The organism is Nonomuraea sp. NPDC049480, assembly GCF_044465905.1.
Classification (GTDB): domain Bacteria; phylum Actinomycetota; class Actinomycetes; order Streptosporangiales; family Streptosporangiaceae; genus Nonomuraea.
This window is the reverse complement of sequence record NZ_JBITMD010000009.1, coordinates 358,684-371,262: the sequence shown is the minus strand read 5'-3', so window position 1 is coordinate 371,262 and position 12,579 is coordinate 358,684. Positions and strand designations below refer to the sequence as shown.

At 70.5% G+C, this 12,579-nt stretch carries 10 protein-coding genes; 3 read left to right on the top strand and 7 right to left on the bottom strand.

Going from position 1 to position 12,579, the window contains the following annotated elements; translation table 11 throughout:
- Nucleotides 1–137: 137 nt before the first annotated feature.
- The 6 genes from pgl to tkt form a co-directional block, all read right to left on the bottom strand.
- A complete protein-coding gene (gene pgl, locus ACIBX3_RS27240) occupies nucleotides 138–911 on the bottom strand; it encodes a 6-phosphogluconolactonase (RefSeq protein WP_397121655.1) in 774 nt (257 codons plus the stop codon).
- Between the two features lie 32 nt (nucleotides 912–943).
- On the bottom strand, nucleotides 944–1,858 hold the full coding sequence (locus ACIBX3_RS27235) for a glucose-6-phosphate dehydrogenase assembly protein OpcA (RefSeq protein WP_397121653.1): 915 nt from the start codon (nucleotides 1,856–1,858) through the stop codon (nucleotides 944–946).
- A 64-nt stretch (nucleotides 1,859–1,922) separates the two neighbouring features.
- Nucleotides 1,923–3,452, bottom strand: coding sequence for a glucose-6-phosphate dehydrogenase (zwf, locus tag ACIBX3_RS27230; RefSeq protein WP_397121770.1), 1,530 nt, complete (start codon nucleotides 3,450–3,452; stop codon nucleotides 1,923–1,925).
- A gap of 91 nt (nucleotides 3,453–3,543) precedes the next feature.
- On the bottom strand, nucleotides 3,544–5,157 hold the full coding sequence (locus ACIBX3_RS27225; RefSeq protein WP_397121768.1) for a glucose-6-phosphate isomerase: 1,614 nt from the start codon (nucleotides 5,155–5,157) through the stop codon (nucleotides 3,544–3,546).
- Nucleotides 5,157–6,248, bottom strand: coding sequence for a transaldolase (tal, locus tag ACIBX3_RS27220; protein ID WP_397121651.1), 1,092 nt, complete (start codon nucleotides 6,246–6,248; stop codon nucleotides 5,157–5,159). The genes ACIBX3_RS27225 and tal overlap by 1 nt, the downstream gene beginning before the upstream one ends.
- Before the next feature lie 7 nt (nucleotides 6,249–6,255).
- Entirely contained in the window at nucleotides 6,256–8,286 is a 2,031-nt protein-coding gene (tkt, locus tag ACIBX3_RS27215) for a transketolase (RefSeq protein WP_397121766.1), read from the bottom strand.
- Nucleotides 8,287–8,622: 336 nt separating this feature from the next.
- On the opposite strand from tkt, the gene ACIBX3_RS27210 reads away from it, so the two are divergent.
- The 3 genes from ACIBX3_RS27210 (at nucleotide 8,623) to ACIBX3_RS27200 (ending at nucleotide 11,875) form a co-directional block, all read left to right on the top strand.
- On the top strand, nucleotides 8,623–9,567 hold the full coding sequence (locus tag ACIBX3_RS27210) for a heme o synthase (protein WP_397121649.1): 945 nt from the start codon (nucleotides 8,623–8,625) through the stop codon (nucleotides 9,565–9,567).
- A gap of 135 nt (nucleotides 9,568–9,702) precedes the next feature.
- Nucleotides 9,703–10,698: a cation diffusion facilitator family transporter gene (locus ACIBX3_RS27205; RefSeq protein ID WP_397121647.1), complete on the top strand. Its 996-nt coding sequence runs from the start codon at nucleotides 9,703–9,705 to the stop codon at nucleotides 10,696–10,698.
- Nucleotides 10,685–11,875: a PrsW family intramembrane metalloprotease gene (locus ACIBX3_RS27200; RefSeq protein WP_397121645.1), complete on the top strand. Its 1,191-nt coding sequence runs from the start codon at nucleotides 10,685–10,687 to the stop codon at nucleotides 11,873–11,875. The genes ACIBX3_RS27205 and ACIBX3_RS27200 overlap by 14 nt, the downstream gene beginning before the upstream one ends.
- Here ACIBX3_RS27200 and ACIBX3_RS27195 read toward each other — a convergent pair.
- Nucleotides 11,851–12,471 (bottom strand): vancomycin high temperature exclusion protein, encoded by a 621-nt coding sequence (locus tag ACIBX3_RS27195; protein WP_397121643.1) that lies wholly within the window; start codon nucleotides 12,469–12,471, stop codon nucleotides 11,851–11,853. The two genes, ACIBX3_RS27200 and ACIBX3_RS27195, sit on opposite strands and share 25 nt — an antisense overlap.
- Nucleotides 12,472–12,579 lie beyond the last annotated feature (108 nt).

Here is a 12,579-nt window from a genome sequence, read left to right as displayed (position 1 = left end):
CCCAACATCGTTCTGACATGCAAAAGCCCCTGAACTGGAGATCCCAGCTCAGGGGCTTCCCCAATGCACGCACCCGGGACCTGGACTGTCCCCGGCTTAGGGGGAACGCTTAGGCGATCATGGTGACGCTTGCGCGATCACGGTGACGCCGGTCGCCCCAGCTCCGGCGGGATTTTCGCGGCCGCGGCCCGGTCCAGCAGGAACAGGGTCCGGCCGCGACCGCGGGCCCCGGCGGCGGGCACCTGCACCGGGCCCGAGTGCGACAGCGCCAGGCGGACGGCGCCCGACTTCTCCGCGCCGGCCGCCACCACCCACACCTCACGCGCCGCCTGGATGGAGGGCAGCGTCAGGGAGATCCGGGTGGGCGGCGGCTTCGGGGAGCCGTGCACCGCCACCACCGAACGTGTGTCGTACAGCGCCGGCATGCCCGGGAACAGCGACGCCACGTGCGCGTCCGGCCCCATGCCGAGCAGCATCACGTCGAAGCTCGGCACCGGGCCGTGGTCCTCGGGGCGGGCGGCGGCACGCAGTTCGGCGGCGTACGACTCGGCCGACTCCTCCGCCGTCATGCCCGAGTCCGGGCCGCGCATGACGTGCACCCGCTCGGGGTCCACGTCCACGTGGTCGAGCAGGGCCTCGCGGGCCCCGGTCTCGTTGCGTTCCTTGTCGCCGGAGGGCAGGAAACGCTCGTCGCCCCACCAGACGTCCAGGCGCCGCCAGTCGACGGCGTTGCGGGCGGGGGTCTCGGCGATGGCCGCCAGGGTGGCGACGCCCACCGAGCCGCCGGTCAGCACGATCGACGCCGACCCCTTGGCCGACTGGATGTCGACCAGGCGCGTGATGATCCGCGCCGCCACCGCCTTGGCCAGGACGTCGGCGCCGCGGTGTACGACAACGTTGGGGACGCTCACAGACCCTACTTTCTCCGCCACGATCTCTCGGGTCATCCCTTGTACGTCCGGGCGAACCGCTTGACCGCCGCCTCGTAGATCTCGTCGCTGTCCAGCCTGCGCAGCTCCTCGGCCATCAGCTCCGAGGTGTGCCGCCTGGCCAGGGCCACGTTCCGGTCCGGCTGGCCCGGCCGGCAGAGCGTGGCCAGCCGGGCGTCGGTCCTGACGACGGCCATCTCGCCCTCGCCCAGCCGCAGGCGCACGGCGGTGATCCCGGGACCGGCCGACTCGGCGACCTGGATGTGCACCCCGAGCCGCTCCGACAGCCACGAGGCCAGCAGCGGCGCGCTCGGGTTGCCGGGGGAGGCCTCCACGACACCCTCGAGCACCTTGCCCACCGGCTGGTCGAACGCGGCGGCCAGCAGGCTCCGCCACGGCGTCAGGCGGGACCACGACAGATCGGTGTCGCCGCGGGCGTACCCCTTGGCCCTGGTCACCAGCGACTTGACGCCGCCGTCGTCGAAACCCCTGGCGTCGGTGATCCGGCGCTGCGCCAGCGCGCCGATCGCGTCCTTGGACGGCACGTCCGGGGCCGCGCCCGGCCACCACGCCACCACCGGCGTGTCGGGCAGCAGCAGCGGGCTGACCACCGAGTCGGCGTGCTGGGTCAGCTCGCCGTACAGGCGCAGCACCACCACCTCGCCCGGCGTGGACTCGCCGATGCGCAGCTCGGCGTCGAGCCTGATGGGCTCCTCAACCTCACGCTTGATCACCACGATGATGCGCGAGGGGTGCTCGCGGGCCGCCTCGGTGGCGGCGCGCAGCGCGTCGTACTGGTGGCGCTCCTCGCAGACCACGACGAGCGTCAGCACCATGCCGATGGCGGGCGCGCCCATCTGGTGGCGCAGGTGCGTGAACTGCGCCGAGATCTTGCCTGCCGTCGTGTCCGACAGCATGAACGTCGTCACGAGCCCTCCTTCGTCGGTCTCGCGACAGTCGCGCGTCTGATTGTTCCCTCGCTTCGCTCGGTCACTAGAGTCTCCTCCACACGCGCCCGTCGCGGGCCATCATCGCGTTCGCCGACTCCGGCCCCCACGAACCCGACTCGTACGGCTCCGGCTGGCCCTGCGTGGCCCAGAACTCCTCGATCGGGTCGAGGATCTTCCACGACAGCTCCACCTCCCGCTGATGCGGGAACAGCGGCGGGTCGCCGATCATCACGTCGAGCAGCAGCCGTTCGTACGCCTCCGGCGACGACTCCAGGAACGACTCGCCGTAGGCGAAGTCCATGGACACGTCGCGCACCTCCATCGCCGTCCCGGGCACCTTCGACCCGAACCGCACGGTGATGCCCTCGTCCGGCTGCACCCGGATGACCAGCGCGTTCTGGCCCAGGATCTCGACGTCGTCCTTGCTGAACGGCAGGTGCGGCGCCCGCTGGAACACCACCGCCACCTCGGTCACCCGCCGGCCCAGGCGCTTGCCGGTCCGCAGGTAGAACGGCACGCCCGCCCAGCGCCTGTTGGCGATCTCCAGTTTGATGGCGGCGTACGTCTCGGTGGTCGAGGCGGCGGAGATGCCGTCCTCCTGCAGGTAGCCCACGACCTTCTGGCCGCCCTGCCAGCCCGCCGAGTATTGCCCGCGTGCCGTGTTGAGCCCCAGGTTGGCCGGCAACTGCACGGCCTTGAGCACCTTCTCCTTCTCCCGCCGCAGGGCCTGGGCCTCGAAGGAGGTCGGGTCCTCCATCGCGACCAGCGCGAGGAGCTGGAGCAGGTGGTTCTGGATCACGTCGCGGGCCGCGCCGATGCCGTCGTAGTAGCCCGCGCGCCCGCCGATGCCGATGTCCTCGGCCATCGTGATCTGTACGTGGTCGACGAAGCTGCGGTTCCAGATCGGCTCGTAGAGGTTGTTGGCGAACCTCAGCGCCATGATGTTCTGGACGGTCTCCTTGCCCAGGTAGTGGTCGATCCGGAAGATCGAGCTCTCCGGGAAGGCCGACGTGGTGATCTCGTTGAGCTCGTGGGCCGACTGCAGGTTGTGCCCGAACGGCTTCTCGATGACCACGCGCCGCCACGACCCGTCGGGCGCGTCGGCCAGCCCCGTCCGCTTGAGCTGCTCCACCACCAAGGGGAAGAACTTCGGCGGCACCGACAGGTAGAACGCGTAGTTTCCGCCCGTGCCGCGCGTCTGGTCGATCTCGGCCAGCGCCATGGCCAGCGCGTCGAAAGCCCCGTCGTCGGAGAACTCGCCCGGGACGAAATGGATGCCCTCGAGCAGCTGCTTCCAGACCTCCTCACGGAACGGCGTCCTCGCGTGCGCCTTGACCGCGTCATGCGTCAGCTGGGCGAAATCCTGGTCTTTCCAGTCCCGCCGGGCGAAACCGACCAGCGAGAAGCCGGGCGGCAGCAGCCCCCGATTCCCCAGGTCGTAGATCGCCGGCAAAAGCTTGCGCTTGGCCAGGTCACCGGTCACGCCGAACAACACCATCACGCAGGGTCCCGCGACGCGGGGCAGCCGCTTGTCACGCGGGTCCCGCAGCGGGTTGGCGGCGACCACGTCCATCGTGGTAGCGGTGCCCGCGACGGCCGCCGCCGCGGTGACGGCTTCCTCCGCGGTGACGGCTTCCTCCGGGGGTGCTGCCGGGTCTGTCATCTCAAACCTCCTGTGCGGCTGCGAGCAGGTGCGCGACTCCGGCCGCGCGGTCGGTCAAATGCAGGCGTACGGCGGGCCGGCCGCGCGTCGCGAGCGCCTCCAGGTCGCCGAGCGCCTGGGCCAGCTGGAGCCGGCCCAGGGTGTGCGGCCGGCCGGGGACCGCGACGTCCTCGGCCACCACCCCGGTGATCTGCAGGAACACCCCGTTCTGGGGTCCGCCCTTGTGGTACTGGCCGGTCGAGTGCAGGAATCGCGGACCCCACCCGAACGTCACCGGCCTGTCGGTACGCAGTGCCAGCAGCGCCCGCAGCGTGGCCGGGTCGGCCATCATCCACGCGTCGGTCATCTGCTCGAAGTCGGCCCCGTCGGGCACCGGCGCGTCGAACGCGGCCAGCCGGTCCAGATAGGCGGTCACCGACAGGTAGCCGTCGGCGGGGATCGCGTGCAGCAGGTCGGAGAAGACGCCCTGCAGGTCCTTGGCGCCCGCCGGCCCGTACACCTCGACCGGGCCGTCCACCAGCGTGGGCGCGCCCGCGGGCAGGTCGGGCAACGTCAGCAGGGCGGTCGTGTTGCCCTCGGACTCGGCCACGTCCGGCCGGTCGCCGGGATCGATCGCCAGCAGCAGGGCCGCGACGGCGGTGGCGTACTCCCAGACCAGGAACTGCGCGCCCAGCGGCCCGTCCACGCGCAGGTCCCCCACGTCCGACTCGATGGCGACGACCAGCTCGTCCGAGGTCCGGCGGGGGTCGGCGCCCACGACAGGCAGGATCCCCCTGCCCTGCTTGCCGGTGGACTCCGCGACGAGCTGCTCGATCCAGTCGGGCAGTCCGGCGATGGACGACAGCTGGTCTTCGAGCAGCAGCTTGTCGCGCCCGGCCAGCGCCGCGCCGCCGAGCGCCGCCCCCAGGTCGAGCCCGGGGTTGCCGCTGTCGCGCGACAGCAACGGCAGCACCTCTTCGGCCTCGTCGAGCAGCCGCTCGACGTCCGCGCCCGCGAGCGCGCTCGGCACCAGCGCGGCCGCCGACAGCGCCGGACCCCATCCGCCCGCCGCCGCGCCGCCGCCGAGCGCCGCCGCATCGCGGCCGCCCTCCGGCACGACGCGGTAGCCGGCGTCCACGGCCCGCCGCTCCATCGGCGAGCCCGCGTCGGCCACGACGACGATCCGGTCCGCGGGCGCAAGGCCCGCCCGCGCGAACAGCTCCTCGTAGATCCGCAGCACGCAGTCGGTCTCCACGGCCGAGCCCGCCACCACCAGGACCGTCGACTCCAGCGGCTCGCCCAGCGCGCGCCGCACCTGGCCGGGATCGGTCGTGTCGAGCACGGTGAGCGGCACGTCCGCGGTGTCGCAGATCACCTCCGCGGCCAGCGCGGGGCCGCCCGTCGCCGCCAGGACCACGTTCGTCAGCCCTGCGGCGCGGGCATGCTCCACGAGCTCGTCCAGGCCGGGCAGCAACTCGCGAGAGACGCGGAACGGCACCGCCCGCGCCTCGGCGTCCTCACCCCACAGCGTGGGGTCGCCGGCGGCGAGCCGCGCGGGCACGCCGTCGGCGACGAGGCGCCCCGCGACGGAGGAGGCGGCCGACGCCACCCCTCCGTCGCGGTAGAGCACCTCCATCACGGAACCAGGTTCTTGGTGACGCTCTCGAGCAGCTCGTTCCAGGACGCCTCGAACTTCTGCACGCCCTCCTCCTCCAGCAGCTTCACCACGTCGTCGTAGTCGACGCCGGCCTCCTTGAGCGCCGCCATGACGTTCCAGGCGTCCTCGTAGAACGGCCGCACGGTGTCGCCGGTGATGTTGGCGTGGTCGGCGGTCGCGTCCAGCGTCTTCTCCGGCATGGTGTTGACCGTGCCGGGCGCGACGAGCTGGTCGACGTAGAGGGTGTCGGCGTATTCCGGGTTCTTCACGCCGGTCGAGGCCCACAGCGGGCGCTGCGGCCGGGCGCCGGCGGCCCGCAGGCGCTGCCAGCGCTCGGAGTTCATGACCTCCTCGTACGCCGCGTACGCCAGGCGCGCGTTGGCCACGCCCGCCTTGCCCTTCAGCTCCGGCTTGCCCACCTTGTCCAGCCGCTTGTCGATCTCGCTGTCGACCCGGCTGACGAAGAACGAGGCCACCGACTCGATCGTTGCCAGGTTGAGCCCCTTGGCCTGCGCGGCCTCCAGGCCGGCCAGCCAGGCGTCCATGACCGCGCGGTAGCGCTCCAGAGAGAAGATCAGCGTGACGTTGACGCTGATGCCCTCGGCGATGGCCTGGGTGATCGCGGGCAGGCCCTCCAGCGTCGCCGGGATCTTGATGAACAGGTTGGGCCGGTCCACCATCCACCACAGGGCGCGGGCCTCGGCCACCGTCTTGTCGCTCTCGCGGGCCAGGCGCGGGTCGACCTCCAGCGACACGCGGCCGTCCACGCCGCCGGTGGCGTCGAAGACCGGGCGCAGCACGTCGCAGGCCCAGCGGATGTCGTAGGTCGTGATCGCGCGCACCGCCTCGTCGACGGTGACGCCGCGTACGGCCAGGTCGTGCAGCTGCACGTCGTAGGCGTCGCCCTTGCTGAGCGCGCCGGCGAAGATCGTCGGGTTCGAGGTGACTCCGACGACGTTCTTCTCCTGGATCAGCTGCTCCAGGTTGCCGCTGCGCAGGCGCTCGCGGCTGATGTCGTCGAGCCAGATGGCCACGCCCTGGCCGGACAGCTTATTGAGGATCTCGCTCATGGTCTCTTCAGTTTCCCGTCGTCTCGCCCTTTTCCTGGCCAAGCTTGGCCAGGCTCGCATGTGCCGCCGCCGCCACACGTTCGGGCGTCAGCCCGAACTGCTCGTACAAGGTTTTATACGGAGCGGACGCACCGAAGTGTTCGAGGCTGACCACTTCGCCGCACTCGCCGACGTACTGGTGCCAGCCGAGCGCGACACCCGCCTCGACCGCGACCCGAGCCCTGATCGCCGAGGGCAGAACGGTCTGCCTGTATGCGGAATCCTGCCCGTTGAACCACTCGACACACGGCATGGAGACCACTCGCGTGGGAATGCCCTGCGCCTCGAGCAGCTCACGGCCTTCCACCGCGATCTGCACCTCGCTGCCGGTGGCGATGATGATGACCCTGGGCTGGCCGTCGGAGGCCTCGCGCAGGACGTAGCCGCCGCGGGCGACGCCGTCGGCGCTGGTGCCCTCGTAGACCGGCAGGTTCTGCCGGGTCAGGCAGAGCGCGGCGGGCCGGTCCTTGTGCTCCAGCACGGTCCTCCAGGCGTACGCGGTCTCGTTGGCGTCGGCCGGGCGGACCACGTCGAGGCCGGGGATCGCGCGCAGTGCCCACAGGTGCTCGATCGGCTGGTGGGTGGGGCCGTCCTCACCCAGGCCGATGGAGTCGTGCGTCCACACGTAGATGGTCGGCAGCTTCATCAGCGCGGCCAGGCGCACCGACGGGCGCATGTAGTCGGAGAAGACCAGGAACGTGCCGCCGTACGGGCGGGTGCCGCCGTGCAGGGCGATGCCGTTGAGAATGGCGCCCATGGCGTGCTCGCGGATGCCGAAGTGCAGCGTGCGGCCGTAGGGGTTGCCGGGGAACTCCTTGGTCTGGAACTCCTCGGGGATGAAGGACGGCTCGCCCTTCATCGTGGTGTTGTTGGACTCGGCCAGGTCGGCCGAGCCGCCCCACAGCTCCGGCAGCACAGGCGCCAGCGCGTTGAGCACCTCGCCCGACGCCTTGCGGGTGGCGATCGACGCGTCCACCTCGAACGACGGCAGCGACTTGTACCAGCCGTTCGGCAGCACCCGGTGGGAGATGCGGTCCAGCTCCTCGGCGCGCTCGGCGTTGGCCAGGCGCCATTCGGCGTAGCCCTTCTCCCACTCGGCGTGCGTGGCGCGGCCGCGCTGGGCCACCTCGCGGGCGTGCTTGAGCACCGCGTCCGTCACGTGGAAGGTCGTGGCCGGGTCCATGCCGAGGATTTCCTTGGTCGCGGCGATCTCCGCCTCGCCCAGGGCCGCGCCGTGGATCTTGCCGGTGTTGCGCTTGTTGGGGGCGGGCCAGCCGATGACCGTGCGCAGCCGGATGAACGACGGCCGGCCGGTCTCGGCCTTGGCCGCCTGCAGCGCGTCGTAGAGCGCCTGGACGTCCTCTTCATAGTTGTCGCCGGCGGTCCAGTCGACGCTCTCGGTGTGCCAGCCGTAGGCCTCGTAGCGCGCCACCACGTCCTCGGACTTGGCGATCAGCGTGTCGTCCTCGATGGAGATGTGGTTGTCGTCCCACAGGACGATGAGGTTGCCCAGCTTCTGGTGGCCGGCGATGGAGCTGGCCTCGTGGCTGATGCCCTCCTCGATGTCGCCGTCGCTGACGAAGCACCAGATGTGGTGGTCGAACGGCGAGGCGCCGGGCTCGGCGTCGGGGTCGAACAGGCCGCGCTCGCGGCGGGCGGCCATCGCCATGCCGACCGCGTTGCCCAGGCCTTGGCCGAGCGGGCCCGTCGTGGTCTCGACGCCCGCCGTGTGGCCGTACTCGGGGTGGCCGGGGGTCAGGCTGTCCCACTGGCGCAGGCGCCTGAGGTCGTCCAGCGTCAGGCCGTAGCCGGACAGGTAGAGCTGGATGTAGAGCGTCAGGCTGGTGTGGCCGCACGACAGCACGAAGCGGTCCCGGCCGATCCAGTTGGGATCGGTGGGGTCGTGGCGCATGACACGCTGGAACAGCAGGTATGCGGCGGGGGCCAGGCTCATGGCGGTGCCGGGGTGACCCGAGCCCGCCTTCTCCACTGCGTCCATCGCCAGTGCCCGAACGGTGTCGACCGCCTGCTTGTCCAGGTCGGTCCATTCAAGGGCTGGCACGAGTTCGGTGCTCAAGTGCTCGATCTCCGGAATCTAGTTGTCATTGGTCATACCTGTTGGCTATCCCGCCCACAGGGACCCTAACCGAGTGGAGCTGGCGATCAATTCCATATCCACCTTCGCGTGTCCATGACTGGCGCAAGCCCCCCATTGGCCGGACCGGCCCACCCTGCGACTACAGTTTGTTTGTTCGCAGAGGCGTCACCGGCGCCCACCCATGGATCCGCTCTTTATCAGAGGTTACGCGTTGACCCCGCACAGGCTGGAAGCGCCTTGACGGTGCTGACCAACAGGCAGGCGACGGCCCCCTCACCGCAGGTGGAGGCGCCGCGCACGATCGGCACGATCGTGAAGGCCTACATCGCGCTCACCAAGCCGCGGATCATCGAGCTGCTGCTGATCACGACGCTGCCGGTGATGTTCCTCGCGGCAGGCGGCCTGCCACCGCTCTGGACGTCCATCTCGGTCATGGTGTTCGGCACCCTGTCGGCGGGCAGCGCCAACGCGCTCAACTGCTACGTGGATCGCGACATCGACCAGAAGATGCGCCGCACCCGCCGCCGGCCGCTGGCCAGGCACCAGGTGTCGCCGCGGGGCGCGCTGATCTTCGGGATCGTCCTCGGGGTCCTGTCCACGGTCGGGCTGTGGGTCACCACCAACTGGCTGGCGGCCCTGCTGTCCACCGGGGCGATCCTGTTCTACGTGCTGGTCTACTCGATGATCCTCAAGCGCCGCACGGCCCAGAACATCGTGTGGGGCGGCATCGCGGGCTGCATGCCGGTGATGATCGGCTGGGCGGGCATCACCGAGCGGCTCGACTGGGCGCCGCTGGTGCTGTTCGGCGTGGTGTTCTTCTGGACGCCGCCGCACACCTGGACGCTGGCCATGCGCTACAAGGAGGACTACGCGGCAGCCAAGGTGCCGATGCTGCCGGTCGTCGCCACCGAGCGCCGGGTCATCCTGGAGTCCATCGCCTACACGTGGGCGACCGTGCTGTGCTCGCTGGCGCTGTGGCCGGTGGCGGGCACCACGCTGTTCTACCCGATCGCGGCCGCCGCGCTGGGCGCGATGTGCCTGTGGGAGGTGCACCGCCTGCTGGCCCGGCTCAACGCCGGCAAGACCGGCGTCGACCTGCGGCCCATGCGCTTCTTCCACTGGTCCAACGCCTACCTGGCGCTGCTCTTCCTCGCCGTCGCCATCGACCCGCTGCTGACCTGATCCCCGGGCTTGGCCGCCGCGGCGGGTCCTTTTATAGTGCACATGTGAATAGCTCTTCAGGTGTTGCGGGACTCGACGGCTACGTGGCGTCCGCATGCTGCTCGATCTGAGCCGCGAGCATCTCAAGGAGACCGGATGAGCGCAGGTCACGGTCACGGGCACGGGCATGGTCACGGGCACGGGCATGGTCACGGTCACGGTTCCGCGGTCGGGGCGGACGCCGACAAGCGTTGTCTGGCCGGGGCGCTGGCGCTGATCGTCGGGTTCATGGCGGCCGAGGTCGTCGCCGGTGTGATCGCCAACTCGATCGCGCTGATCTCCGATGCCGCCCACATGCTGACCGACGCGAGCGCCATCGTGCTGGCCCTGATCGCCATGCGCATCGCCGCCCGGCCGGCGCGCGGGGCGTACACGTTCGGGTGGAAGCGGGCGGAGATCCTCTCCGCGCAGATCAACGGCGTGACGCTGCTCCTGCTGGTGGCGTACTTCGTTTATGAGGGTGTGCGCAGGCTCATCGAGCCGCCCGAGGTCTCCGGGCCCGTCGTGGTGGTCACGGCGGTGGCCGGGATCGCCGTCAACGCGCTGGCCGCCTGGTTGCTGTCCCGGGCCGACAGGCGCAGCCTCAACGTCGAGGGCGCCTTCCAGCACGTGCTCAACGACATGTACGCCTTCATCGCCACCGCCCTGTCCGGCGTCGTCGTCTGGCTCACCGGCTTCCGCCAGGCGGACACCATCGCCGCGCTCGTCGTGGCCGCCCTCATGCTCAAGGCCGGGTGGGGGCTGCTGCGCGACTCGGCCCGGGTGCTGCTCCAGGCGGCGCCCAGCGACCTCGACCCCGACGAGATCGGACGGGTCCTGGCGGCCGAATCGGACGTGGAGGAAGTGCATGACCTCCATGTCTGGACGGTGACGAGTGGCTATCCCACACTGTCGGCCCACGTGATCGTGGCGAAGGGCTCGGACTGCCACGGCGTGCGCACCCGCCTCGCCGACCTGCTGCACGACCGCTTCGCGATCGGACACACCACGCTCCAGGTCGACCACGGCGTCCGCGGCCTTGATCGTCACTGCGCCGACCCGCACGGCCCCCGGCACTCTGATCCGTTAAAGTCACCCTATGGCGACCCGTGATCCACGCTGGGTGTTGAAGGACCGCCCGTCGTTCGCGTTGATCATCGGGCTGGTCCTCACCGGCATCTGCGCTCTCGTGTCCTTCTCGTTCGACGTGCTCAACGGCGCTCCGGTGCAGTTCTTCATCGCGCTCACGCTGGCGCTGGCGCCGGTGCCGCTGCTGCTGGCGGGGGTGCTGGCCCTGGACCGGATGGAGCCGGAGCCGCGCAGCAACCTGGTCTTCGCCTTCGCCTGGGGCGCGGGCATCGCGGTGCTGGTCGCGGGCGTGGTCAACTCGCTCAACCTCGACTACATCAAGGACGTCGTCAACCTGTCGGAGGACAGCGCACGCAACATCGCGGCCACGTTCGGCGCTCCCGTGGTCGAGGAGACGATGAAGGGCCTGGTGCTGCTGGGCATGCTCAGGTTCCGCAGGGCCGAGCTGGACGGGCCCACCGACGGCATCATCTACGCCAGCATGGTCGGCCTCGGCTTCGCCATGAGCGAGAACGTCAGCTACTACCTGGCCGCCCTCTCCACCTCGGGCGTCAAAGGGCTGGCCGTCACCGTGGTGCTGCGCGGGATCCTGTCGCCGCTGGCGCATCCGCTGTTCAGCTCGATGATCGGCGTCGCCGTCGCCCACGCCGCCCGGCGCGACGGCTCCGAGCGGGTCTTCTACATCCTGGCCGGCTGGTCGGGGGCGATGATCCTGCACGGCCTGTGGAACGGCCTGGCCTCCTACGGCGGCTTCGCCGGGCTCGTGATCGCCTACCTGACGCTGCTGGTGGTGCTGATCGTGCTCATCGGCGTGGTGTTCAGGGACCGGCGGCGCATCGTCGCGCTCATCCAGCGCTACCTGCCGCCGTACGAGCCGACCAAGCTCGTCAACGAGGCCGACATCTTCATGCTGTCGGCGTTCGCCCGGCGCCGCCAGGCCAGGCAGTGGGCCAAGGCGCACGGCGGCAAGCGCGGGTTGCGCGCGATGCGCGACTACCAGCTCGCCGCCACCGAGCTGGGGCTGCTGCACGAGCGGGCCGCCCGCCACATGGTGGACGAGCAGACCTTCCACGAGGAGCAACGGGCCCTGCTGGAGTGCATGAGCACCGCCCGCGCCGACTTTCCCGTGCCGTCGATGCACGCCCCCTCGGTCGCCAGGGGCACGCCCCCGCCGGGCTACGCCCCCGGCGCGCCCGGCTGATCCAGGATGCGGGTGAGCGAGATCTCGCGCGGGCCGGGGAACACCGGGTCGGAGTTCAGGAGCTTCGCGTCGGCGAACGCCTTGGCGGTGGCGAACAGCTCGCGGGCGGCGTACACGTAGGTGGGCGCGGGCAGGCGCCGGGAGGAGTCGTCGCCCACCCCGAACGTCTCCAGCCCCGCCGTCCGGCACAACGTCACTGCCCTGGGCATGTGGAACTCCTGCGTGACCACGGTCACCCGCTGTGCGCCGAACACCTTGCGCGCCCGCACGCATGAGTCCCACGTGTCGAACCCGGCGTAGTCCAGCACCATCACCGCGTCGGGCACGCCCTTGGCCCGCAGGTAGTCGCGCATGGAGGTGGGCTCGTCGTACTCCTTGCGGCTGTTGTCGCCCGACAGCAGCAGGGCCCGCACCTTGCCGGCGCGGTAGAGCTCGGCGGCGATGTCGAGCCGGCGGGCCAGCATGTGTGTGGGCTGGGTGCCGTACACTCCCGCGCCGAGCACCAGCGCGGCCTGCGTCTGGGGCACCCGGGCCAGCCAGTCCGCGCCCTCGGCAGCCACCCGGTGCCCCGAACTGCTGAGCCAGGCCCACGTCATGGGTGCGAGGGAAAGCACGCTGACCAGTACCAGACCCTGGTACGTACGGCGCAGCGCCTTCCGAGAGGGGCGGACTTTTGGTAACAAAGCGCACCCTTCCATAGGTGG